General features: G+C 72.0%; 22 protein-coding genes and 1 tRNA gene. 14 read left to right on the top strand and 9 right to left on the bottom strand.

Going from position 1 to position 23758, the window contains the following annotated elements; genetic code table 11:
- Window positions 1–66 precede the first annotated feature (66 nt).
- The gene (gene aceE / locus AB0G63_RS29520) at window positions 67–2814 is read right to left on the bottom strand and encodes a pyruvate dehydrogenase (acetyl-transferring), homodimeric type (protein WP_360756296.1); all 2748 of its coding nucleotides are present in this window, start codon (window positions 2812–2814) and stop codon (window positions 67–69) included.
- 354 nt (window positions 2815–3168) lie between these two features.
- Between aceE and AB0G63_RS29515 the strand changes: the two genes are divergently transcribed.
- From AB0G63_RS29515 to AB0G63_RS29490, 6 genes are all read left to right on the top strand, one after another.
- A complete protein-coding gene (locus AB0G63_RS29515; protein ID WP_324789411.1) occupies window positions 3169–3606 on the top strand; it encodes a DUF3052 domain-containing protein in 438 nt (145 codons plus the stop codon).
- Window positions 3607–3714: 108 nt separating this feature from the next.
- On the top strand, window positions 3715–4173 hold the full coding sequence (locus AB0G63_RS29510) for a peroxiredoxin (RefSeq protein ID WP_360756293.1): 459 nt from the start codon (window positions 3715–3717) through the stop codon (window positions 4171–4173).
- A 114-nt stretch (window positions 4174–4287) separates the two neighbouring features.
- Window positions 4288–4863 (top strand): TerD family protein, encoded by a 576-nt coding sequence (locus AB0G63_RS29505; RefSeq protein ID WP_360756291.1) that lies wholly within the window; start codon window positions 4288–4290, stop codon window positions 4861–4863.
- Window positions 4864–4996: 133 nt separating this feature from the next.
- On the top strand, window positions 4997–5572 hold the full coding sequence (locus AB0G63_RS29500) for a TerD family protein (protein WP_360756289.1): 576 nt from the start codon (window positions 4997–4999) through the stop codon (window positions 5570–5572).
- Window positions 5573–5650: 78 nt separating this feature from the next.
- Window positions 5651–6796 carry a DUF475 domain-containing protein gene (locus tag AB0G63_RS29495; protein ID WP_360756286.1) on the top strand — a complete coding sequence of 382 codons (1146 nt, stop codon included), beginning with the start codon at window positions 5651–5653 and terminating at the stop codon, window positions 6794–6796.
- Between the two features lie 85 nt (window positions 6797–6881).
- Complete coding sequence (locus tag AB0G63_RS29490; protein WP_360756284.1) at window positions 6882–7613, top strand: Tellurium resistance; 732 nt, start codon at window positions 6882–6884, stop codon at window positions 7611–7613.
- A gap of 10 nt (window positions 7614–7623) precedes the next feature.
- Here AB0G63_RS29490 and AB0G63_RS29485 read toward each other — a convergent pair whose 3' ends face one another.
- Entirely contained in the window at window positions 7624–8442 is an 819-nt protein-coding gene (locus tag AB0G63_RS29485) for a TerD family protein (protein WP_360756281.1), read from the bottom strand.
- 184 nt (window positions 8443–8626) lie between these two features.
- Between AB0G63_RS29485 and AB0G63_RS29480 the strand changes: the two genes are divergently transcribed.
- Genes AB0G63_RS29480 through AB0G63_RS29470 form a run of 3 tightly spaced genes read left to right on the top strand, consistent with a single transcriptional unit; the run spans window position 8627 to window position 13263 of the window.
- Complete coding sequence (locus tag AB0G63_RS29480; protein WP_360756278.1) at window positions 8627–9793, top strand: HpcH/HpaI aldolase/citrate lyase family protein; 1167 nt, start codon at window positions 8627–8629, stop codon at window positions 9791–9793.
- A 24-nt stretch (window positions 9794–9817) separates the two neighbouring features.
- Window positions 9818–12451 (top strand): phosphoribosyltransferase, encoded by a 2634-nt coding sequence (locus AB0G63_RS29475; protein ID WP_360756276.1) that lies wholly within the window; start codon window positions 9818–9820, stop codon window positions 12449–12451.
- The gene (locus AB0G63_RS29470; RefSeq protein WP_360756273.1) at window positions 12451–13263 is read left to right on the top strand and encodes an HAD family hydrolase; all 813 of its coding nucleotides are present in this window, start codon (window positions 12451–12453) and stop codon (window positions 13261–13263) included. The genes AB0G63_RS29475 and AB0G63_RS29470 overlap by 1 nt, the downstream gene beginning before the upstream one ends.
- Window positions 13264–14108: 845 nt before the next feature.
- On the opposite strand, the gene AB0G63_RS29465 is transcribed toward AB0G63_RS29470, so the two are convergent.
- Entirely contained in the window at window positions 14109–14330 is a 222-nt protein-coding gene (locus tag AB0G63_RS29465) for a zinc ribbon domain-containing protein (protein WP_360756270.1), read from the bottom strand.
- 41 nt (window positions 14331–14371) lie between these two features.
- Window positions 14372–15748 carry a hypothetical protein gene (locus AB0G63_RS29460; RefSeq protein WP_360756267.1) on the bottom strand — a complete coding sequence of 459 codons (1377 nt, stop codon included), beginning with the start codon at window positions 15746–15748 and terminating at the stop codon, window positions 14372–14374.
- A gap of 152 nt (window positions 15749–15900) precedes the next feature.
- On the opposite strand from AB0G63_RS29460, the gene AB0G63_RS29455 reads away from it, so the two are divergent.
- Window positions 15901–15972: transfer RNA gene (locus AB0G63_RS29455), tRNA-Val, on the top strand.
- A gap of 56 nt (window positions 15973–16028) precedes the next feature.
- Here the strand turns inward: AB0G63_RS29455 and AB0G63_RS29450 are convergent.
- A complete protein-coding gene (locus AB0G63_RS29450; protein WP_360756265.1) occupies window positions 16029–16376 on the bottom strand; it encodes a hypothetical protein in 348 nt (115 codons plus the stop codon).
- 163 nt (window positions 16377–16539) lie between these two features.
- On the opposite strand from AB0G63_RS29450, the gene AB0G63_RS29445 reads away from it, so the two are divergent.
- A complete protein-coding gene (locus AB0G63_RS29445) occupies window positions 16540–17067 on the top strand; it encodes a GNAT family N-acetyltransferase (protein WP_360756263.1) in 528 nt (175 codons plus the stop codon).
- Between the two features lie 3 nt (window positions 17068–17070).
- On the opposite strand, the gene AB0G63_RS29440 is transcribed toward AB0G63_RS29445, so the two are convergent.
- Window positions 17071–17970, bottom strand: coding sequence for a 2-dehydropantoate 2-reductase (locus AB0G63_RS29440; protein WP_360756364.1), 900 nt, complete (start codon window positions 17968–17970; stop codon window positions 17071–17073).
- 94 nt (window positions 17971–18064) lie between these two features.
- Here AB0G63_RS29440 and AB0G63_RS29435 point away from each other — a divergent pair, with 94 nt between their 5' ends.
- Window positions 18065–18289 (top strand): DUF2277 domain-containing protein, encoded by a 225-nt coding sequence (locus tag AB0G63_RS29435; protein WP_324789426.1) that lies wholly within the window; start codon window positions 18065–18067, stop codon window positions 18287–18289.
- A 21-nt stretch (window positions 18290–18310) separates the two neighbouring features.
- On the opposite strand, the gene AB0G63_RS29430 is transcribed toward AB0G63_RS29435, so the two are convergent.
- The 3 genes from AB0G63_RS29430 to AB0G63_RS29420 all read right to left on the bottom strand — a co-directional run bounded on the left by AB0G63_RS29430 (window position 18311) and on the right by AB0G63_RS29420 (window position 21643).
- Window positions 18311–18922: a VTT domain-containing protein gene (locus AB0G63_RS29430; protein ID WP_360756260.1), complete on the bottom strand. Its 612-nt coding sequence runs from the start codon at window positions 18920–18922 to the stop codon at window positions 18311–18313.
- A gap of 205 nt (window positions 18923–19127) precedes the next feature.
- Window positions 19128–20777 carry an alkaline phosphatase D family protein gene (locus AB0G63_RS29425; RefSeq protein ID WP_360756257.1) on the bottom strand — a complete coding sequence of 550 codons (1650 nt, stop codon included), beginning with the start codon at window positions 20775–20777 and terminating at the stop codon, window positions 19128–19130.
- Window positions 20778–20998: 221 nt separating this feature from the next.
- Window positions 20999–21643, bottom strand: coding sequence for an HNH endonuclease family protein (locus tag AB0G63_RS29420; RefSeq protein WP_360756253.1), 645 nt, complete (start codon window positions 21641–21643; stop codon window positions 20999–21001).
- A 383-nt stretch (window positions 21644–22026) separates the two neighbouring features.
- Between AB0G63_RS29420 and AB0G63_RS29415 the strand changes: the two genes are divergently transcribed.
- Together AB0G63_RS29415 and AB0G63_RS29410 are read left to right on the top strand one after the other, a co-directional pair.
- Entirely contained in the window at window positions 22027–22608 is a 582-nt protein-coding gene (locus AB0G63_RS29415) for a TMEM165/GDT1 family protein (RefSeq protein ID WP_360756250.1), read from the top strand.
- A 198-nt stretch (window positions 22609–22806) separates the two neighbouring features.
- On the top strand, window positions 22807–23472 hold the full coding sequence (locus tag AB0G63_RS29410) for an HAD family hydrolase (RefSeq protein WP_360756247.1): 666 nt from the start codon (window positions 22807–22809) through the stop codon (window positions 23470–23472).
- Window positions 23473–23758 lie beyond the last annotated feature (286 nt).

The raw sequence follows: 23758 nt of genomic DNA, 5'->3' as shown, positions 1-23758 counted from the left end.
CCGCCCTCGCAGCCGAAACCGGCCACGAACCGTCCGCGAACCGTCCGCGAACCGTCCGCGTCGCGGCTACGCGTCGCCGCCCGCCGCGCCCGGGTCCGCCGCCGTGACGTCGAGGACCCGGTAGCGGTCGATCGCCTGCTTCAGCACCGACCGGTCGACCTGGCCCTGCTTGGCCAGCTCGGTCAGCACCGCCACCACGACCGACTCCGCGTCGATGTGGAAGAAGCGCCGCGCCGCCCCGCGGGTGTCCGCGAAGCCGAAGCCGTCCGCGCCCAGCGACTGGTACGGCCCCGGCACCCACCGCGCGATCTGGTCCGGCACCGACCGCATCCAGTCGGACACGGCCACGAACGGCCCCTGCGCGCCGCCGAGCTTCCGCGTCACGTAGGGCACGCGCTGCTCCTCCTCGGGGTGCAGCAGGTTGTGCTCCTCGCACGCCACGGCCTCGCGCCGCAGCTCGTTCCAGGAGGTCGCCGACCACACGTCGGCCCGCACGTTCCAGTCCTCGGCGAGGATCCGCTGCGCCTCGATCGCCCACGGCAGGGCCACGCCGGACGCCAGGATCTGCGCCGGGATCGAGCCGGACGTGCCCTCGCTGAAGCGGTAGACGCCCTTGAGGATGCCCTCGACGTCCACGTTCTCCGGCTCGGCCGGGTGCCGGATCGGCTCGTTGTAGACGGTGAGGTAGTAGAAGACGTCCTCGCCGTGCGGGTGCTGCTCGTCCCCGCCGTACATCCGGCGCAGGCCGTCCTTCACGATGTGCGCGATCTCGAAGCCGAACGCCGGGTCGTAGGCCACGCACGCCGGGTTGGTCGAAGCGAGCAGCTGCGAGTGGCCGTCCGCGTGCTGCAGACCCTCACCGGTCAGCGTCGTACGGCCGGCGGTCGCGCCCAGCACGAAACCGCGCGCCAGCTGGTCGGCCATCTGCCAGAACTGGTCGCCGGTGCGCTGGAAACCGAACATCGAGTAGAAGACGTACACCGGGATGAGCGGCTCGCCGTGGGTGGCGTAGGCGGAGCCGGCCGCGATCGCCGAGGCCGTGCAGCCCGCCTCCGAGATGCCGTCGTGCAGCATCTGCCCGGTCGGCGACTCCTTGTAAGCGAGCAGCAGATCGCGGTCGACCGCCTCGTACTGCTGGCCGAGCGGGTTGTAGATCTTCGCGCTCGGGAAGAACGAGTCCATGCCGAACGTGCGGTACTCGTCCGGCGCGATCAGCACGAACCGCTTGCCGATCTCCTTGTCCCGCATGAGGTCCTTGAGCAGCCGCACGAAGGCCATGGTCGTCGCGATGGACTGCTGACCGGAGCCCTTCTTCACGGTCGCGTACGTCTTGTCGTCCGGCAGCGGGAGCGGCTTGGAGCGGACCACCCGGGTCGGTACGTACCCGCCGCACTGCCGGCGCATGTCGTGCATGTACTGGATCTCTTCGGAGTCCCGGCCCGGGTGGTAGTACGGCGGCACGCCGGACTCCAGCTCGTTGTCCGAGATCGGCAGGTGCAGGCGGTCCCGGAAGCGCTTGAGGTCGTCGACCGTCAGCTTCTTCATCTGGTGGGTGGCGTTGCGGCCCTCGAAGTTCGGGCCGAGCGTCCAGCCCTTGACCGTCTTGGCGAGGATGACCGTCGGCTGGCCCTTGTGCTCCTTGGCCGCCTTGAACGCCGCGTAGATCTTGCGGTGGTCGTGGCCGCCGCGGCCCAGCATCAGGACCTGGTGGTCGGTCATGTTCTCGACCATCGCGCGCAGCCGCTGGTCGTCGCCGAAGAAGTGCTCGCGGATGTACGCGCCGGTCTCGGTGGCGTACGTCTGGAACTGGCCGTCCGGCGTGGTGTTCATCTTGTTGACCAGCACGCCGTCGCGGTCCTGCGCGAGCAGCGGGTCCCAGGAGCGGTCCCAGATCAGCTTGATGACGTTCCAGCCGGCGCCGCGGAAGACCGACTCCAGCTCCTGGATGATCTTGCCGTTGCCGCGCACCGGGCCGTCCAGGCGCTGCAGGTTGCAGTTGACGACGAAGGTCAGGTTGTCCAGGCCCTCGCGCGCGGCGATCGACAGCTGGCCGAGCGACTCCGGCTCGTCCATCTCACCGTCGCCGAGGAAGGCCCACACGTGCGACTTGGAGGTGTCGGCGATCCCGCGCGCGTGCATGTAGCGGTTCATCCGCGCCTGGTAGATCGCGCCGATCGGGCCGAGGCCCATCGAGACGGTCGGGAACTCCCAGAAGTCCGGCATCGAGCGCGGGTGCGGGTAGCTGGACAGCGCGTACGGCGCCTTCGACTTCTCCTGCCGGAAGCCGTCCAGGTGCCGCTCGGTGAGCCGGTCCAGCAGGTACGCGCGCGCGTAGATGCCCGGGGAGGCGTGCCCCTGGAAGAAGACCTGGTCGCCGCCGTCGCCCTCGTCCTTGCCGCGGAAGAAGTGATTGAAGCCGACGTCGTAGAGCGACGCGGAGGAGGCGAAGGTGGCGATGTGGCCGCCGACCCCGATGCCGGGCCGCTGGGCGCGCGAGACCATCACCGCCGCGTTCCAGCGGGTGGCGTTGAGGATCTTCCGCTCGATCTCCTCGTTGCCCGGGAAGAACGGCTCGTTCTTCGTCGGGATCGTGTTGACGTAGTCCGTGCTGCGCATCTCGGGCACGGCCACGCGCTTCTCGCGGGCCCGCTCGATCAGCCGCAGCATCAGGTAGCGCGCCCGTTCCCGGCCGCGCTCGTCCACGGCGGCGTCGAGGGAGTCGAGCCACTCCTGGGTTTCCTCGGGGTCGAAGTCAGGAACCTGACTCGGAAGGCCGCCAATGATGATCGGGTTGCGATCGGATCCGGAAGCCACGCTGGTCCTTACCTGTCAGAGGGCTGCTGTCAGCTGCATTTTCGGTACGCCTGCACCGCTTCCCCATCGTGTACCTCGGGGAGGCAAACGTCATCTCTACTGAGAGGTAACCGGGGCCCGTATGCGAAGACCGGGGTTCCCAATGGGGCAAAGGGGGCACAAGGGTGTGGTGGAGGTCACTCACGGAGGGGACGGTGTGCCTGGAGTTGCGGTGACACGGCCAGGATCGTCACCGTTTCGGCGGTCTGGACGGCCGGGTACTTGCGCGATCCGCCCCGCCCGTGTGGACTACGGCCAATGCTTCGCGCACGCGCGTGGCTGAACCATCACCAAGACATGATCAGGAGGCAACCCGTGAGCGCGACCGCGGACCACGCGGAGGAGCGGACGAACCCTGCCGTCAGGCTGGGGTTCCAGCCCGAGCAGGTGGTCCAGGAGATCGGCTACGACGAAGACGTCGACCAGGAGCTCCGCGAGGCCATCGAGGACGTCATCGGCAGCGACCTGGTGGACGAAGAGTACGACGACGTGGCCGACGCCGTGGTGCTGTGGTTCCGCGACGAGGACGGCGACCTGACGGACGCGCTGGTGGACGCCACCACGTACGTCGAAGAAGGCGGCTCGATCCTGCTGCTGACCCCGAAGACAGGCCGGGACGGCTACGTGGAGCCGAGCGACATCTCCGAAGCCGCGACGACGGCGGGGCTGTCCGCCTCCAAGAGCGTCAGCGTGGGCAAGGACTGGAGCGGCAGCCGGCTGGTGACGCCCAAGGCGGCCAAGACCAAGAAGTGACACGCCCGGGGCGGGCCGGTGCGACCGGCCCGCCCGTCGGCGTCCCGTGATCGCTGCGTAGGGTGGTGCCACCACCCCGACAGCCCCACCGGAAGGGACGTACGACCCATGGCGATCCAGGTCGGAGACAAGGCCCCCGACTTCGAGCTGAAGGACAACCACGGCCGCACCGTGAAGCTGTCCGACTTCCGAGGCGACAAGAACGTCGTCCTGCTCTTCTACCCGTTCGCCTTCACCGGCGTGTGCACCGGCGAGCTGTGCGAGGTGCGGGACAACCTGCCGAAGTTCGCCGACCGCGACACCCAGGTGCTCGCCGTCTCCAACGACTCCATCCACACCCTGCGCGTCTTCGCCGAGCAGGAGGGCCTGGAGTACCCGCTGCTGAGCGACTTCTGGCCGCACGGCGAGGTCTCCCGCGCCTACGGCGTCTTCGCCGAGGACAAGGGGTGCGCGGTGCGCGGCACCTTCGTCATCGACAAGGAGGGCACGGTGCGCTGGACGGTCGTCAACGCGCTGCCGGACGCCCGTGACCTGAACGACTACGTCAAGGCGCTCGACACCCTCTGATTTTGTCGCCGCCAAGGCCTGCGGCGGACGGGAACCCGTCACTAGGATCAAACCGTTGATCCGATGTCATAACGCGCGGCGGGGCTCCCCGCCCAACACACCAATGGAGGACTCGTGGGAGTCAGCCTCAGCAAGGGCGGCAACGTATCACTGACGAAGGAGGCCCCGGGCCTGACCGCGGTCCTCGTCGGCCTGGGCTGGGACGCCCGCACCACGACCGGCACCGACTTCGACCTCGATGCCAGCGCGCTGCTGCTGAACAGCTCCGGCAAGGTCGGCAGCGACCAGCACTTCGTCTTCTTCAACAACCTCAAGAGCCCCGACGGCTCGGTCGAGCACACCGGCGACAACCTCACCGGTGAGGGCGAGGGCGACGACGAGGTGATCAAGGTCAACCTCGCGGGTGTCCCGCTGGACATCGAGAAGATCGTCTTCCCGGTCTCCATCTACGACGCCGAGAACCGCCAGCAGTCCTTCGGCCAGGTCCGCAACGCCTACATCCGCGTCGTGAACCAGGCCGGCGGCGCGGAGATCGCCCGCTACGACCTGAGCGAGGACGCCTCCACCGAGACCGCCATGGTCTTCGGCGAGCTCTACCGGCACGGCGCGGAGTGGAAGTTCCGCGCCATCGGCCAGGGCTACGCGTCGGGCCTGCGCGGCATCGCGCAGGACTTCGGCGTGAACGTCTGAGGCGTGGACGTCTGAGACGGGCGCGAGGTCTCGTCACACCGGCGCCGCACCGTTCGCGTGCGGCGCCCGGGGGCGCCCCTCCGGGGGTGCGCAGGACAACAGAACAGGCAGCAACTCGGGGAGGACCAGCATCATGGGCGTCACGCTCGCCAAGGGGGGCAACGTCTCCCTGTCCAAGGCCGCACCCAATCTCACCCAGGTGATGATCGGGCTCGGCTGGGACGCGCGCTCCACCACCGGAGCCCCGTTCGACCTCGACGCCAGCGCCCTGCTGTGCAACGGCGGGCGGGTGCTGGGCGACGAGTGGTTCGTCTTCTACAACCAGCTCACGTCTCCGGACGGCTCGGTGGAACACACCGGCGACAACCTCACCGGTGAGGGCGAGGGCGACGACGAGTCGATCCTGGTCGACCTGGCCAAGGTGCCGCCCCAGTGCGACAAGATCGTCTTCCCGGTCTCCATCCACATGGCGGACGAGCGCAACCAGACCTTCGGTCAGGTCAGCAACGCGTTCATCCGGGTCGTCAACCAGGCCGACGGGCAGGAACTCGCACGCTACGACCTGAGCGAGGACGCGTCCACCGAGACCGCCATGATCTTCGGCGAGCTCTACCGCTACCAGGGCGAATGGAAGTTCCGGGCCGTGGGGCAGGGGTACGCGTCCGGGTTGCGGGGGATCGCTCTAGACTTTGGGGTCAATGTTTCGTAAAAAGCCGGGTATGGCGCGGGGGAGACCTTCCCCCGAGCCCGGCTTGGGGGGACCCCCACCATACGGATTGGGTAGCCAGTGCTTCTGAAAACCTTCGGCTGGTCGTTCGCGGTCACCGCGATCGGTCTGGTCGCTGCGGTCTTCTACGGGGGGTGGGAGGCCTTCGGCATCGTGGCGATCCTCTCCGTCCTCGAGATCTCCCTGTCGTTCGACAACGCGGTCGTCAACGCCGGAATCCTGAAGAAGATGAACGCCTTCTGGCAGAAGATCTTCCTCACGGTCGGCGTGCTCATCGCCGTCTTCGGCATGCGGCTGGTCTTCCCCGTCGTGATCGTCGCGATCAGCGCCAAGATGGGCCCCATCGAGGCCGTCGACCTCGCGCTGAACAACAAGGACCGCTACCAGGAACTCGTCACCGACGCCCACCCGGCCATCGCCGCGTTCGGTGGCATGTTCCTGCTGATGATCTTCCTCGACTTCATCTTCGAGGACCGGGACATCCAGTGGCTGCGCTGGATCGAGCGGCCGCTGGCCAAGCTCGGCAAGGTCGACATGCTGTCGGTCTGCATCTCCCTGATCGTCCTGCTGATCACCTCCTTCACCTTCGCCACCCACGCCCACCAGCACGGCGGCTCGCACGTCGACAAGGCGCAGACGGTGCTGATCGCCGGCATCGCCGGCCTGATCACGTACATGGTCGTCGGCGGTCTGTCCGGCTACTTCGAGGACCGGCTGGAGGAAGAGGAGGAGCGCGAGCACGAGGAGGAGGAAGAGGCCGAGCGGACCGGCAAGAAGAAACCCGCCGTCGTCCTCGCCGGCCAGGCCGCGTTCTTCATGTTCCTCTACCTCGAGGTGCTGGACGCGTCCTTCTCCTTCGACGGAGTGATCGGCGCGTTCGCCATCACCAACGACATCGTCCTGATGGCGCTCGGCCTGGGCATCGGCGCGATGTACGTGCGGTCGCTGACGGTCTACCTGGTCCGCCAGGGCACCCTCGACGACTACGTCTTCCTCGAGCACGGCGCGCACTACGCGATCGGCGCCCTCGCCGTGATCCTCATGGTCACCATCCAGTACCAGATCAACGAGGTCATCACGGGCCTGGTCGGCGTCATCCTGATCGCCTGGTCCTTCTGGTCCTCCGTGCGCCGCAACAACGCGCTCGCCGGGTCCGGGGGAAACGCGGGCTCGGACGAGAAGACTGAGGTCTCCTCCGGGGTGTGACGGCCCCGCGGGGGAGGGAACGCTCTGTGCGGGGCGGCCGGACCACCCGGCCGCCCCGAAGGCTTTCAGCGGACGTGGGGGCGGAATGGGCTTCTTGGACGGACTGTGGCGCGGACGCGACACCGACTTCGACTCGGGCAGCGCGGCCAGCAACGCCATCGAGCTGACCAAACGGCACCGCCAGGTCTCGCTCACCAAGCAGGGCGCGGCCACCGGGAACCTGCGCATCAACCTCACCTGGCGGATGCGGACCAGCGACCTCGGCGGCCCGCAGCGGGAGTCCCTGCTGCGCCACCCCCTCAAGGCGCTCAAGCCGCCGGAGATCATGGGACACAGCCAGAGCATGGTCAACGTCGACCTCGACCTGGGCTGCCTCTACGAACTCGAGGACGGCTCCAAGGGCGTGGTCCAGCCGCTCGGCGGCTACTTCGGCGACGTCAACGCGGCACCGTACGTCAAACTCAGCGGCGACGACCGCTTCGGGTCGGCGTCCGGCGAGACGATCTACGTCAACCTCGACCACCGCGAGGCCATCAAACGACTGCTGGTCTTCGTCTACATATACGACCAGACGCCCGCCTTCGACCGTACGCAGGCGATGGTGACCCTCTACCCCAGCAACGGACCCCGGATCGAGATAGGCCTCGACGAACGCCACCCCCAGGCCCGGTCCTGCGCCGTGGTGATGATCGAGAACGTCAAGGGGGAACTCCTCGTGCGCCGCGAGGTGAAGTTCGTCTACGGCTTCCAGGCCGAACTCGACCGGCTGTACGGGTGGGGACTGCAGTGGGGGCGCGGCTACAAGACGAAGGCGTAGCGGTGACCGGCTACGGCCGGATGAACTGAGGCCCCTGGGGCGGCAGCCGGAAGTCCGGGTCCGGCGCCGCCGTCGCCGCGGGCGGATAGCCGTAGCCGGAACGGGCGGCCGTCACGGCCGGCTGATGGGGGTAGCCGTACGCCGTGGTCGGCGGCGGCTGCTGGGTGGTCGGCGCCGACGGCGGATAGCCGTACCCCGGCTGGGCCGGGACCGCCGCCGTGGGCTGCTCCGGAGGCAGGGCCCGGGAGACCTCCGGCGTGGACGCCGGCTGCGGCGCCGCCTCCTCCGACTCGTCCACCGAGATGCCGAAGTCCGTGGCCAGACCCTTCAGACCGTTGACGTACCCCTCGCCCAGCGCGCGGAACTTCCAGCTCTCCCCGCGCCGGTACAGCTCGCCGCAGATCAGCGCGGTCTCCTTGCCGGTCTCCGGCTTGATGTCGAAGGTGACGATCGGATCACCGTCGGCGACCCGCGCGTCGTACAGCAGGATGCACAGCCCCGGCACGCGCTCGAAGGGGGTGTCCTCCGCCGACGCGACCACCACGATCCGGCTGACCTCGGCCTCCACACCGGCCAGATCTGTCTGGATCGTGTCGGTGGGGCCCTCGGCGGTCCGCTTCTTGCCCAGCCACCAGATCTTCCCGGAAGGGTGCCGGGGCTGGTTGTAGAAGACGAAGTCCTCGTCGGAGCGCACACGACCGTCGGGGCCGAGGAGAAGCGCCGAGGCGTCGACGTCCGGGACCCCCTGCCCGGGCGTCCAGCGCACGACGGCGCGCACCGTGGTGGCCTCCAGCGGGACGTTCGACCCCTTCAGCATCGCGTGCGTCATACCGTCATCCTGCCTTCTCGGTCCTGCTCACGACAACGTGGGGGTGAGACGCCCTACCTTTGTGCCCACGGGCGTTACCGGAAATTCATGCCCGGCGGGAACCCCGGACACGTGCCGGTACGTACTATTACCGGCCACCTGTTCTCAAAATCCACAGGCTTGTCTTGCGCCACGGGGGAGTTCCATGCGTCATTTCGGGCACATCGCCCCTGAGGTGCGACAGCGCCTCTTCCACCAGGAGCCGTGCGTGTTCACCGCCGACTCCCCGGCCCGCGTGCTGTCCGCCGCCCTGGGCGCCACCCTCTACAGCCCCGCCACCCGCCCCCACCTCGCCGACGACATCGTCAAGCAGGCCCGGAACGGCGTGATCTCGATGGTGCTGTGCCTGGAGGACTCCATCGACGACGCGGACGTGCTGGCCGGCGAGGAGAACCTGGTCAGCCAGTTCGCCGACCTCGACCGCCAGGACGGCCGGAACCTGCCCATGCTGTTCATCCGGGTCCGCACCCCCGAACAGATACCCGACCTCGTCCGCCGCCTCGGCCCCACCGTCCGGCTGCTGTCCGGATTCGTGTTCCCGAAGTTCACCGAGGAACGCGGCATCCCCTTCCTCGAGGCCCTGACCAGCGCCGAGGCCGCGAGCGGCCGGCGGCTGTTCGCCATGCCCGTACTCGAATCGCCCGAACTGCTCTACCGGGAGTCGCGCGTGGAGACCCTGGAGGGCATCTTCCGCGCCGTCGACAAGTACCGCGACCGCGTCCTCGCGCTGCGCCTGGGCGTCACCGACTTCTGCTCCTCCTACGGCCTGCGCCGGGCCCCCGACATGACGGCTTACGACGTCCAGATCGTCGCCTCCGTCATCGCCGACGTGGTCAACATGCTGGGCCGCGCCGACGGCACCGGCTTCACGGTGACCGGCCCGGTCTGGGAGTACTTCCGCGTCCCGGAGCGCATGTTCAAGCCGATGCTGCGCACCAGCCCCTTCCTCGAGGGGCAGGCCGTCGAACTGCGCGAGAGACTGATCGAGCACGCCATGGACGGGCTGCTCAGGGAGATCTCGCTGGACCAGGCCAACGGCCTGATGGGCAAGACCTGCATCCACCCCTCCCACGTGCTGCCCGTGCACGCGCTGTCCGTGGTCAGCCACGAGGAGTTCAGCGACGCCGCGGACATCCTGCGCCCCGAGCGCGGCGGCGGGGGTGTGCTGAGATCCGCGTACACGAACAAGATGAACGAGGTGAAGCCGCACCGCGCCTGGGCCGAGCGCACCATGCTGCGGGCCGAGGTCTTCGGCGTCGCGAACGAGGACGTCAGCTTCGTGGACCTGCTCGCCGCCGGAATCCCCGGCTGAGCCCACCTCATCACCTAGGGACGCATGAACAACGCAGTCAACAACCGGGTCTGGTCCGGCAGCTGGGTCGCCGAGCGGCTCGGCGTCGAACTCACGGGCGACGACAAGCTGACCGGCATGCTGGGGCTCGCGCTGCGCCGCAACCCCAAGCGGGCCCATCTGCTCGTCTCCAACGTGCTCGGCAAGCACGTACCGCAGGCGCCGTCCGTCGTCTACGGCCACGGCTTCGCGCTCGGCCGCCGGGTGCGCGACCTGCTGGGCCCCGACGACGCCCGCGCCGCCGTAGTCCTCGGCTACGCCGAGACCGCCACCGGCCTCGGCCACTCCGTCGCCGACGGCCTCGGCACCGCCCCCTACCTCCACTCCACCCGCCGCCCGGTCCCCGGCGTCGCCCCCGCCGGCGGCTTCGAGGAGTCCCACTCGCACGCCACCTCCCACCTGCTGCTCCCCGAGGACCCGGCGCTGCTGGCCGGCGACGGGCCGCTGGTCCTGGTCGACGACGAGTTCTCCACCGGCAACACGGTGCTGAACACCGTCCGCGACCTCCACCAGCGCTATCCGCGCGCCAGGTACGTCGTCGTCGCCCTGGTCGACATGCGCTCGGCCGCGGACGCCCGGCGGCTCGAGGACTTCGCCCGGGAGATCGGCGCACGGGTGGACCTGGTGGCGGCCGCCTCGGGCACGGTGCTGCTGCCGGAGGGGGTCCTGGAGCGGGGACAGGAACTGGTGGCGCGCTACGAGTCCGCGAGCGACGCGGCCGGCCGCCCCCGGGGCACGGCTTCGCCGGGAGCGAGCGCACGACGCGCTGCGCCTTCTCAGCACGGCGGCTCCGAGTCCGAGTCCGGCTCCGGCGTTGGCCGCGAGGCCGGCCCCGGCGCCGGCTCCCCGGGGGTGGGGGAGGCCGCGCGACCGGTCCCGGCCCACCCGCACCCGGGCCACGAGCCGGCCCGGCCCGCCGGCCGCGTCGCCCGGGTGGACCTGGGCTGGCCCGAGGACCTGCCCGACGGCGGGCGGCACGGCTTCACCCCGGCGCACCGGGCCCGCCTGGAAGGCGCGCTGCCCGCGATGACCGCCCGGCTCGCGGAAGCCCTGCCCGCCGGCGCGCGCCGCGTCCTCGTCCTCGGCTTCGAGGAACTCATGTACGCGCCCCTCAGGCTCGCCCGCGAACTGGAACAGATCGCCGACGCCGAGGTCCGCTACTCCACCACCACCCGCTCGCCCGTCCTCGCCGTCGACGACCCCGGCTACGCGATACGCAGCCGCCTGGTCTTCCCCGCCCACGACGACCCCGCCGACGGCCCCGGCGAGCGCTACGCCTACAACGTCGCGGGCGCCGGCTTCGACGCCGTCGTCGCCGTCGTCGACTCGGCCGCCGACACCCCCGCCCTGCACGCCCCCGACGGCCTGCTCGCCCGGCTCGCCGCCCACACCCCGCACGTCCTGCTCGCGGTCGTCCCCTCGTACGCGCCCGCACCCCGGTACGTTCCCGAAAGGCCCGCCATGCTGCCCGAGCCCCTTCGCGGCCCCGCCTTCTCCAGTTACCCGCCCGAGGAGGTCGGCTGGCTGCTGCAGGACCTCTCGGACGTCACGCTGGAGGCGCCGACCGAGGAGCGCGAGGAGGCCATCCAGAGCGGCGGCGCGCACTACGCCGAGTCGCTGCCGGTGGAATACCAGCCCAGCGAGCAGTACCAGCGGCTGTTCCACACGGCACTGGAGGAGTCCGCGGCCCGCCTCGCGCAGGCCGTCGGCGCCGTGACGGAGGTCGTCCTCGCCGAACGGTCACCCCGCCCGGTGCTCGTCTCGCTGGCCCGCGCCGGCACCCCCGTCGGCGTGCTGATGCGTCGCTGGGCACGGTTCCGGCACGGCCTGGACCTGCCGCACTACGCCGTCTCTATCGTGCGCGGCCGCGGCATCGACGCCAACGCGCTGCGCTGGCTGGCCGCCCACCACGACCCGCGGGACGTCGTCTTCGTCGACGGCTGGACCGGCAAGGGCGCGATCACCCGCGAACTCGCCGCAGCGCTCGCCGAGTTCGAGGCCGGCGACGGCATCACCGGCTTCGACCCGGAGATCGCGGTGCTCGCCGACCCCGGCTCGTGCGTGCGCACCTACGGCACCCGCGAGGACTTCCTCATCCCCTCCGCCTGCCTCAACTCCACCGTCTCCGGCCTGATCTCGCGCACCGTCCTGCGCGCCGACCTGGTCGGCCCGCACGACTTCCACGGTGCGAAGTTCTACCGCGAACTCGCCGGCGCCGACGTGTCGACCGGCTTCCTCGACGCCGTCGGCGCCCGCTTCCCCGAGGTCGTGGACGCCGTCGACGCGCAGGCCAAGGAACTGCTGTCCGGCGACCGCACGCCGACCTGGGAGGGCTGGGCCGCCGTCGAGCGCATCAGCGAGGAGTACGGCATCCATGACGTCAACCTCGTCAAGCCCGGCGTCGGCGAGACCACCCGCGTGCTGCTGCGCCGGGTGCCCTGGAAGATCCTCGCCCGGGCCGGGGCGGGCGCCGACCTGGACCACGTACGGCTGCTCGCCGAACAGCGCGGCGTACCCGTCGAGGAGGTCGGCGAACTGCCGTACACCTGCGTGGGGTTGATCCACCCGCGGTTCACCCGCGGCGCGACCGGCGCCGACGGCAGGGCGGTGACGGTCTGATGCCGGTACTGGTGGCCAGCGACCTCGACCGCACGCTCATCTACTCGTCCGCGGCCCTCGCGCTGACCATGCCGGACGCCCGGGCGCCCCGGCTGCTGTGCGTCGAGGTGCACGAGAGCAGACCGCTGTCGTTCATGACCGAGTCCGCCGCCGGACTGCTGGCCGAACTCGGCGACGCGGCGGTCTTCGTGCCGACCACGACCCGCACGCGCAAGCAGTACCTGCGCATCAACCTGCCGGGCCCGCCGCCCACCTACGCGATCTGCGCCAACGGCGGGCACCTGATGGTCGACGGCGTGTCCGACCTCGACTGGCACGCGCGCGTGACCGCCCGGCTCGCCGAGGAGTGCGCGCCGCTGGCGGAGGTGCGCGAGCACCTGATGGCCACGGCGGACCCGCTCTGGGTGCGCAAGCACCGGGTCGCCGAGGACCTCTTCGCCTACCTCGTCGTCGAGCGCGAACTGCTGCCCGAGGAGTGGGTGAAGGAACTCGCGGTGTGGGCGGAGAACCGCGGCTGGACGGTCTCGCTGCAGGGCCGCAAGATCTACGCCGTGCCCAAGCCGCTCACCAAGAGCGCCGCGATGCACGAGGTCGCCCGCCGCACCGGCGCCGACCTCACGCTCGCCGCCGGCGACTCCCTCCTCGACGCCGACCTGCTCCTCGCCGCCGACCGCGGCTGGCGCCCGGGCCACGGCGAACTCGCCGACGCCGACTGGACGGCCCCCACGATCAGCGCACTGCCCGAGCGGGGAGTACTGGCAGGCGAGCGCATCCTGCGCGAATTCCTGACCGCCTCCCGGGCCCCCCGCTAGCCGGGGGCCGGACCGGGGCCTCGCGCCAGGGCCCGGGGCTGGACCAAGGCCGGGCCGGGGCTCCGGTGTCGGGCCACGGGCCCGGGGCTGGACCGGAACTGGACCGGAACTGGACCGCGCCGGTGCTCGGGGTCGTACCAGGGCCGGGGGCCGGAACATGGCTCAGGGGCCGCAGGGCCGGGCCAGGGCCGGGTGCCCGGTGGGCGGGAACGGAGTCCGCCCCGCCAGGGCTCCAAAGGCCGGCCCATGGCCCGTGGGCCGGACCAGGGCCGGGGCGGGGCTCAGGGGCAGGCCGAGGCTGTGGTGTCGGGCCAGGGCCCGGGGTTGGACCAAGGCCGGGCCGGGGCTCCGCTGTCGGGCCACGGGCCCGGGGCTGGACCGGGGCTGGACCGGAACTGGACCGCGCCGGTGCTCGGGGTCGTACCAGGGCCGGGGGCCGGAACATGGCTCAGGGGCCGCAGGGCCGGGCCAGGGCACGGTGCCCGGTGGGCGGGAACGGAGTCCGCCCCGCCAGGGCTTCAAAGGCCGGCCCATGGCCCGTGGGCCGGACCAGGGCCGGGGCGGGGCTCAGGGGCAGGCCGAGGCTGTGGTGTCGGGCCAGGGCCCGTGCCGGGCCCGTGGGCCGGACCGAGGGCCGGGGCAGGGCCCCGGAGCTGGGCCAGGGCCCAGGGCTGGGCCAGAACCGGACTGCGCCGGTGCTCGGGGGCGAACCAGGGCCGGACGGGGCCGATGCTCGGGGCCGGGCCAGACCGGGCCGGGGCTCGGGGTTGGGCCGGGACTCCGGTGCCGGGACAGGGGCCGGGGGCCGGTGGCGGCACCGGGGGCGGCCCGTCCGGGGCGCGACGTCAGCCGCAGCAGCCTCCGCCGCAGCAGCCGCCCCCGCCGCCTCCGGCGCGGGGGGCCGCCGCGGGGGCGGCGGCCGTGCCGCCCACCGCGACCGTCGACAGGAGCTTGACCGTGTCGTCGTGACCCGTCGGGCAAGTGGCGGGGGCGGAGGACTCCGCCATGGGACGGCTCAGTTCGAAGGTGTCGCCGCAGGTCCGGCAGCGGTACTCGTAGCGAGGCATGCGCACAGGTTAACCGGCCGGGCGTCATCGCCACAGGGCCCTCAGTGGCCGGTCCCGCGCTCCTCGCGGATCTGCGCCACCACCCGCGCCACCGTCTGCCGCACCGCCTCCGTCTCCGTCAGGAAGTGCCAGTAGTCGGGGTGCCGCCCCTCCAGCGTGCCGATCGCCCGCTCCAGCCGCTCCACCGCGTCGTCCAGCGGACGCGCGTGCCGCGGGTCGGGCGTGTTGCGCCCGGCCATCGCCAGCCGCTGCGCGTCGCGGATCGCGAACCGCGTCCGGTCGATCTCCTGCCGCGGATCCTTCTGCACGGCGTTCAGCCGCCGCAGCCGGTCACCCGCCGCCGACACGGACTCGTCGGTCGTGTTCAGCAGCGCCCGCACGGTCGCCAGCAGCGCGGTCGCGTCCGGCCAGCGCTGCGCGTCCCGCGCCGCCTGCGCCTCCCGCAGCTTCAGCTCGGCCTGCCGCACACTCTGCGCCGCGTGCTCCGGCACGTGCTGCAGGTCCTGCCAGCACGCCACGGTGAACCGCCGCCGCAGCTCGCTCAGCACCGGCTCGACCTGTCCGGCCCGCGTGGTCAGCGCCTGCGCGCGGGTGCGCAGCGACACCAGCCGGTGGTCGGTCTCGGCCGCCGTCTCCGGCAGCCGCTCCGCCTCCGCGCGGATCGCCCCGGCCTCCCGCGCGACCCGCTCGGCCCGTTCCAGGGTCTGCGGGACGCCGTGCTTCCCGGCGCCCTGGTTGAGCCTGGTCAGCTCCGGCCCGAGAGCGGCGAGGCGGGCCGCGAGGTCGTCCGCCTTCAGCCCCGACTCCCGCACCGCGTCCAGCGCGTTCGACGCGGCCAGCAGCCCCTGCCGGGCCCGTTCGACCGCCGGGGCGAGCCGGGCGAGCTGGGTCTCCGCCTTCCCCAGCAGCGGGCCGAGCCCGTCCCCGAAACGGTCCAGCTCCTGCTTGACGCGGGTCAGCTCGTCCTTCGCGGCGGTCAGTTCGGCACGCGCGTGCGCGGCGACCGACGCCTCCAGGTCGTCCCGGTCCAGATCATGGGCGTCGACGGCCTCGATGTAGCGGTGACTGGCCTCGTCGATACGGCGGCTGATCGCCTCGAAGTCCGAGACCGCGCGCCGGGCGGCCGGGGAGTCGTCGACGGCCGTGATCGTCTCGATCGAGATCCGCAGGTCGCGCTGGGCGGTGTCGAGCTCGTAGAACGCGGCCGCCGCGGCGTCCTTCGCGGCCTGCGCCTCCGCCCGCTGACTCTCCGAACGCCCGCCGAACCAGCGCCGGGTGCCCCCGCCGGCGAACGCCGCGGGCAACGCCAGCACGGCGACGAGCGGGAGGGCGACGAGGGCGAACGCGTCCGGCAGCGCGGAACGGCGACGTGCGCGCGGCACCATCGGCGGGTACGGCTGCGAAGGTGTCGCCGTCACATCCCTCTCCCCGTGCTGTCATCCGACCAGGCCGGTGCCCGGTTTCATTGTCCCACTGGTGGAGGACGAACACACGAGCCGATCAGTTCGCCGTGCGGCGATACGGGATTGCGGGGCACGGCGCAGGGCAAGGTAGGCTGTCGAATCGTCTCGGGTGCGTAGCTCAGGGGTAGAGCGCCTGCCTTACAAGCAGGATGTCGGCGGTTCGAAACCGTCCGCGCCCACGTCGTGCGAAGACCCCGGCCGGGTGCGGCCGGGGTCTTCGTGTGTGTGGCGGGGCTCAGGCCTCTTTCCGGTCGCCCTGCTCCTCGTGCGCGTGCTTGAGCCTTGTGCGGGCCTCCACGCGCTCCGCGGCCGCTACGTCCGCCCAGAAGCGGTGGGTGGTGACGAAGACGGCGAGTTCGTGTTCGCGCTGCCGGAGCTTCTCGACCTCGGCCTGTTCGTCGGCCGACCAGCCGGGGGAGGCGGGGCGCTCCACCTTGCGCCAGCCGCCGCCGTCGCTGAAACCGTCCAGGGGCTCGACCGACCAGGGCAGCCGCTTGAGCAGGGCCGACAGCTCGGCCCTGACCTGGTGCAGCTCCTCCTGACCGGCGAGAAGGTCACTCGGAAAGTCATAGGTCGTAGCCACGGCGCAATGCTACGCCTGTTCGAATTTGAGATGCGAGTTCCCAGCGGGGGTTCACACGAACGAGTGGGGCGCGGGCCGGGATGCCGGGCGGGGGGTCCGAGGGCAGGGGCGGGGCGGTGTCAGAGGCGGGGCGGTGTCAGAGGTGGGGGCTAGGGTCGGCGGCATGGAGAGCGTGGGCGGGGAGAGCGCGGACGGGGTGCGAGTGCGGTTGGAGGGGTGGGGGGAGGGTGACCTCTGGCTGCTGCGGCGGATCAACAGCCCTGAGATGACCGAGCACTTGGGCGGGCCGGAGAGTGAGGAGAAGCTGCTCGACCGGCATCGTCGGTATCTGGAGCTCGACTCGGGGCGCATGTACCGGGTCATGCTGGCGGACAGCGGGGAGACCGTCGGCTCGATCGGGTTCTGGGAGCGCGCGTGGCGGGGCGGCGCCGTCTGGGAGACCGGGTGGGGGGTGCTGCCCGAGTTCCAGGGGCGGGGGCTGGCCGCGCGGGCGGCCCGGGCCGTCGTCCAGGAGGCCCGCGCCGCCGGCGGGCCCCGGTGGCTGCACGCCTTCCCGAGCGTGGAGCACGCCGCGTCGAACGCCGTGTGCCGCCGGGCCGGGTTCACCCTCCTCGGCCCGGTCGACTTCGAGTACCCGAAGGGGCACTGGATCACGTCCAACGACTGGCGGATCGACCTGTCGGCCGGGTGACCGTCAGCTCCCGGCCCCGGCCAGCTCCCGCACCAGCCGGGACGTCACCGGCACGCGCACCCCGTGCCGCTCGGCCGCCCGCAGCAACGCGCCGCCGACGGCGTCCAGTTCGAGTGCGCGTCCCGCTTCGGCGTCGCGCTGCATGGACGACCTGGTCTGCGGCGGGAAGGCGTCGTAGCGGGCCAGGGCCTGCCCCGGGTCGGCCGGTCCGCCGCACGCCCGGCTGACCGCCGCCGTCTCCTCCACCAGCGCCGTCAGCTCCTCGCGATGCCGGGTGCGCACCTCGCCCAGCGGGAGTCGGTAGCGGGTGGTGAGCAGCGCGAACGGCGCCAGGAACGACATCTTCGCCCACAGCGCCGCCGTCTCGTCGTCCAGCACCCGGGTCACCGGCCCGGCGTCGCCCAGGACGCGGGCCTGCGCGTCGAGGCGTGCCCGGTCCACGGTGTCGCCGGTCAGGTCGATCTCGGCGAACGGGCTGCCGTGTTCGATGACGCCCGGCGCGACGCGGGTGGACTCCACGCGGATGACGGCCGGGGCGACGAGTTCGGGGCGGTAGCGGGCGCGCAGCGCCGCGGGGTGCTCCACGCCGTTGAGGAACGGTACGAGCAGTCCGTCGCCCAGCGTTCCGGGCGGCACCCGGTCGAGGGCGGCGTCCAGGGCGGTGTGCTTGACGGCGACCAGGCACGCGTCGACCGGCGTGCGCAGGACGGTGTCGGCCTCGACGCGGGCGGTGAAGTCGCCGTACAGGCCGCTGCGGACCTGGATGCCGGACGTGCGCAGCGTGTCGGCGGTGTCCTCGCCGGCCAGGCAGATCACCCGGTGCCCGGCGCGCGCCAGGAGTCCGGCGAGCAGGCCGCCGATGCCGCCCGGGCCGAGGACGGCCATGGTGAGTTCGTTCGCCATGATGTGCGGGTTCCCTTCGTCGGTCGGCCCCGTAGCGGTGGCCGCCTCGGCAGGGATCATCGCAGGCTTCGCGGGCGTGCGGGAGACTGGTGCCATGTGCCGGAGCATCAAGACCTTGCGCCCGCCCGCGTTGCCCGAGGAGGCGACGGAAGAGGAGATCCGGGCCGCCGCCCTGCAGTACGTACGGAAGGTGTCCGGGTTCCGGGCGCCCGCCGCGCACAACCGGGAGGTCTTCGACCGGGCCGTCGACGCGGTCGCCGCGGCCACGGCGGAGCTGCTCGCCGGGCTGGAGGTGCGGGGGCAGCGCGTGAGCGGCTAACCGGGACCCGTCAGGGGACCTTCAGGAGACCTTCACCGGCCGGCGCACCACGTACCCCGCGCCCGCGCCCGCGGCGCACAGCGCCGTCACGGACACCCCGGTGGCCAGCCAGGTCGCGCCCAGCCACTGGCCGCCGAAGTAGCCGAGGGCGACGCTGTAGGCGGCCCAGGCCAGGCCCGCCAGGGCGGACCAGGGCAGGAAGTCGCGGGCGCGGCGGTGGGCGGCGCCGGCGCCGAGGGAGACGACCGAGCGGCCGGCCGGGGCGAACCGGGCGAGGACGACCAGGGCGCCGCCGCCGCGGGCCAGGGCCGCGCCGAGGCGCTCCTGAGCGGAGGTCAGCCGGCGGGAGCGGGCGATGGTGTTCGCCAGGCGCTCGCCGCCGCGCCAGGCCAGCCGGTACGCCACCAGGTCGCCCAGGACGGAGGCGAGGGCCGCGCACAGGGTCAGCGCCAGGATGTCGGGGACGTCGTGCGGCACCTGGCCGGTCGCCGAGCCCGCCGCCGCGGCCGTGGCGGCGGCTATCACCAGCACGCCGCTCGGCAGGACCGGCAGGAACACGTCCAGCAGGACCGACAGCGCCACCATGGCGTAGATCCAAGGGCTGCCGGTCAGCGACCCCATACTCTCCAGCACCGCAACTCCCCGTGAACTCCCCCGTCGGCCAGACCGTGCCGCGATGTCGCGGGGGAGCGGCAGGAGCGGCCGAACAACAGCCATACAGCGTACGCGTCGGGTGTGACAGGAGGTTCACGGGGGCTGCGTGGGTTCCGCACGGCATGTTCACTTTGCTGCGCTGTGCGGGCTGTCGGGCGGGGGTGTCGTCCAGGTTTGTCCTGAGTCAGGTGGTCAGGGCCGAGTCCCGGACGGTTCTCAGTGATCCGTCCGGCTGTGCCTGCTCCAGCCGTAGGCGGGCCGAACGTCCGTGCAGCGTCAGGGTCATCAGCTGGTTGCCGAACCAGGGGCCGCCCGTCTTGCGCCACTTCACCGGCGGCCGCTCGCCGCCCGCGTGCCGGGCGAAGCCGCGGCCGAGGACGCGGGCCGGCGCGCTCCAGCCGAAACGGAAGCCGAGCCGCATCGACAGCGGGACGGTGTTGTGGACGGGGGAGCAGGTCAGTTGCAGGACCCGGGCGGCCGGGGAGCCGGCCGGCCAGGTCGGCTCCGCCGCGTACGCGTGGTGGACGTCCCCCGACAGCACCAGCACCGTCGCGGGCGCGCCGGGGCCGCTGCCGGTCTCGGCGATCAGTCCGCACAGCGCGTCGAAGGAGGCGGGGAAGGCCGCCCAGTGTTCGAGGTCGGCCGCCTGCCGCAGCCGCTCCCCGATCCGTGCCCAGCGCGCGCCGCGGTCCCCCCGGCACAGGGCCGAGCTCCACGCCTCGGCGTCGTGCACCAGGTGCGGCAGCAGCCAGGGCAGGGAGGTGCCGAGCAGCAGGTGGTCGTAGGAGTCCCGCCCGTCCTCACGCCCGTCGAGGACCTGTTCGCGCAGCCATCGTGCCTCGCCCGGGTGCAGCATCGCGCGGTCGTCCTCGTCGAGCACCCGGGCCGCCCGCGAGTCCACCATCAGCACACGTACGCGGCCGAAGTCGCGCCGGTAGCTCCAGCGCGCCGAGGCGGGGTCGGCGTCGGCGCGGCAGGCGAAGGCGCGCAGCGCGTCCGTGCCGTCCGGGGCGGCGCGGACGGCCGCGTACAGCGGGTCGGCGGCGAGTTCGGCGGGCGGGAGGTTGCCGAGGTGCTGGTGCACCCAGTACGACATCAGGCCGCTCAGCAGCCGCTCCCGCCACCACGGTGTGGCGCGCATGCCGGCCAGCCAGGCGGCGGAGGTGTTCCAGTCGTCGATGACGTCGTGGTCGTCGAAGATCATGCAGCTGGGCACGGTGGACAGCAGCCAGCGCACCTCGGGGTCGAGCCACGATTCGTGGTACAGGCGGGTGTACTCCTCGTAGTCCGCGACCTGGCTGCCGGGAGGCTCGCGCAGGTCTCGCCGGGCGGCCAGCCAGCGCCGGGTCGCGTCTGAGGTCTCGTCCGCGTAGACCTGGTCGCCCAGCAGGAGCAGTACGTCGGGGCGCTCGCCGTCCGGGGCGGCGGCGATGCGGCCCGCCAGCGAGTCGAGGGCGTCGGGGCCGACCGGGTCCTGGCGGGCGGCGGCGGGCGGGGCGGCCCAGCGGCAGGAGCCGAAGGCGACGCGGAGGGCGTCGCCGGGGCCCGGGGTGCGGATGACCGAGGGCGGGAAGCCGGAGAAGGGCGCGTCGGGCAGCGGCCACACGCGCGTGCCGTCCAGGAACACCTCGTACGGCGTCGTCGTGCCCTCGGTGAGGCCGGTGACCGGGACGAGGGCGTAGTGGTGGCCGGCGATCTGGAAGGTGCGGGACGCGCCGCGCGCGCCGTCCGCGCAGCGCACCTCGGCGGTGCACGGACGGCTCGTCTCGACCCAGACGGTCGCGGACGAGCCGTCGGCGTACCTCAGCAGCGGTCCCAGGCGCAGTCCGGACACGTGATCGCCCTCCTCCGTCGCCCCGTACGGGTCGCCCCGTACGGTACGGGGCGACGGAGGGGAACGGGGAGGTATCGGCGGTCACGGGCCGGTCCGGCGTGGCGTCGGTCTGGTGTTGTGTCGGTCCGGCGCGGTGATCGGTCTGGTGTGGTGTCGGTCCGGGGTGGTGTCCGTCCGGCGCGGTGTCGGTCCGGGGTCGTGTCGGTCTGGTGTGGTGTCGGTCAGCAGGCGGCGAGGTAGTTCGTGAGCGCGGTCTTCTCCGCCGAGTCGACCGAGAGGTCGTAGTAGTACTTGACCTGGACCCAGGCGCGTACGTAGGTGCAGACGTACGCCGACCGGGACGGAACCCAGGTGGCCGGGTCCTGGTCGCCCTTGGCCTGGTTCACGTTGTCCGTGACGGCGATGAGCTGCGGGCGGGTGAGATCGTTGGCGAAGGCCTGGCGCTGGGAGGTGGTCCAGGCGCTGGCCCCGGAGTCCCAGGCCTCGGCGAGCGGGACCAGGTGGTCGATGTCGAGGTCGGATGCGGCCGTCCAGGTGGCGCCGTCGTAGGGGGAGTACCAGCTGCCGCTGGTGGCCGCGCAGGAGGAGTCGGTGACGACGTTCGAGCCGTCCCGCTTCAGCACGGTCTCGCGGGTGTTGCAGGTGCCGCTGATGGTGATCCAGTGCGGGAACAGGTCACGGCTGTAGCCGGTGCGGTTCTCGGTGGCCACCGTGAGGGAGGCCAGGTAGCTGCGGGCGGTGGACGCGCTGACCGGGGTGGGGAGGGCGGCGGAGGCGGTCGGGGAGTTGAACAGCGCGGCGGAGGCTATGAGGCCGGTCAGCGCCGCGAGTATGCTGAGCCGTCGACGCGCGTAGAACTTCGGCATGCGAACTCCCTGGAGTCGTGGGGGCGTTGGGGTGCGAGCGAGGGAATGCTCGCGACGTCGTGTTGCGGGGAGGTGTGCGACGGGTAAGAAGCTAGTGACGCGTACATGACATGACAAGGTATGCGGGGGAATTCGGTCGCGAGGCGTCGCGTACCATGGGCTGTGCAGAAGGGGAGTAGCTCTTCGCCGGAACGTCGACATACTGCTCAGCTCGTCTGAGCCGGCGCCCGGAGGCGGGTCCCGTGGACCTCGCCAGCGAGACCTTCGGCCAGCAGTGCACGCCCGTGTCCTACGGCACGGGCGCCCAGTGTGCTGCCGCGCCGAGGTGTCCTCCCGGAAGGTCCAGCACTCTCGGCGGGGCGGCCCCGACCGATTGAGGAACCTTGATCAGCTTCACCGTGTTGGCGCTCACGTTCGGCGTCGTCTTCCTCGCCGAACTCCCCGACAAGACCGCCCTGGCCGGACTCGTGCTCGGGACCCGGTACCGCGCCTCCTATGTCTTCGCCGGCGTCGCCGCGGCCTTCGTGCTGCACGTCACCCTGGCCGTCGCGGCGGGCAGCGTGCTGACGCTGCTGCCGCAGCGGATCCTGCACGTGCTGACCGGGGTGCTGTTCCTGGGCGGCGCCGCGATGCTGCTCTTCAAGAAGGGGGACGACGACGAGGAGATCCGCAAGCCGGAGAACCAGTCCTTCTGGAAGGTCGCCGGAGCCGGATTCATGCTCATCCTCGTCGCCGAGTTCGGGGACCTCACGCAGATCATGACGGCCAACCTCGCGGCGCGATACGACAATCCGCTGTCCGTGGGGCTGGGGGCCGTGCTGGCGCTGTGGTCGGTGGCCGGGATAGGGATCGTCGGCGGCCGGGCGCTGCTGCGGCGGGTGCCGTTCGCGCTGATCACGAAGGTCGCGGCGCTGCTGATGACGGGGCTCGGCGTGTGGAGCCTCTGGGAGGCGGTGCGCGGCTGAGGGTTCGGCCGTGGCTGAACGGCCGGTGAACTCTCGCTGTGGGTGGTGGCGGGATTCCGCTCTGTTTTGTATCGTGGAGGAACAAAGTGGCTCCCGCTCGTTTTCCCTGACCGGCGGGCGGGGCCGCCTTGTTCCCGCGGGCGCCGCGGCCGTGTCCGCCCGCCCCGTTCTGGAGCCCGCCCCGTCCTGGAGTTGCCGATGACGGCCACCACCGTGCCCACTGTCCTCACCGCCCGCGCCCTGCTGCTGGACATGGACGGCACGCTCGTCGACTCCGAGGCGGTCGTCGAGCGCTGCTGGCGGCGCTGGGCCGGGCGGCACGGGCTGGACGGGGACGAGGTCATGAAGGTGGTGCACGGGCGGCAGGGGTACGCCTCGATGGCGCTGCTGCTGCCCGACCGGCCGATGGAGCACAACCTCGCGGACAACGCGCGGATGCTCGCGGAGGAGACGGCCGACATGGACGGCGTCGTCGCCGTGCCCGGCGCGGCGGAGTTCCTGGCGTCGCTGCGGGGGGTGCCGCACGCGCTGGTCACCTCGGCGGACGTCGCCCTGTCGACGGCTCGCATGGCCGCGGCGGGGCTGCCGTTGCCGGACGTGCGGGTGACCGCGGAGAGCGTGGGGGCGAGCAAGCCCGATCCGGAGGGGTTCCTGAAGGGGGCCGCCGCGTTGGGGGTCCCGCCCGAGGAGTGTGTCGTCTTCGAGGACTCCGCGGCGGGTATCCAGGCCGGGCGGGCCGCGGGGATGCGGGTCGTGGGCGTGGGGGCGCGGGCCGGCTTCCACCGGCCCGATGTGGTGGTGCCGGATCTGACGCGGGTGCGGGTGGAGCGGGTCGGGGGCGGGATCCGGGTGGCGGTTCGGTAGGGGGTGCCTGCGGCGGTGTGGCGCGGGGGTGCCTGCGGCGGCGTGTGGCGGTTCGGCGGGCGGTGCGCGGTACGGGGTGCGCGGTGCCTGCGGCGGCCTGTGGCGGTGCGGTGCGCGGTGCGGTGCGGTGCGCGGTGCCCTGCGGGGGCGTGGTGTGGTGCCTGCGGCGCCTGTGGCGGTTCGGTGGGGGTTTGTGTAGCGCGGGCGGGTGCGGGTGGGTCGGGGCCGGGACCCGGCGTTGTCACCCCTGCACCCCGCAACAAACGCCTCTATCAAGTGAAAAATC

Source organism: Streptomyces sp. NPDC020996 (assembly GCF_040641355.1).
Lineage (GTDB): Bacteria > Actinomycetota > Actinomycetes > Streptomycetales > Streptomycetaceae > Streptomyces.
This window is presented reverse-complemented; position numbering and strand designations above follow the sequence as displayed.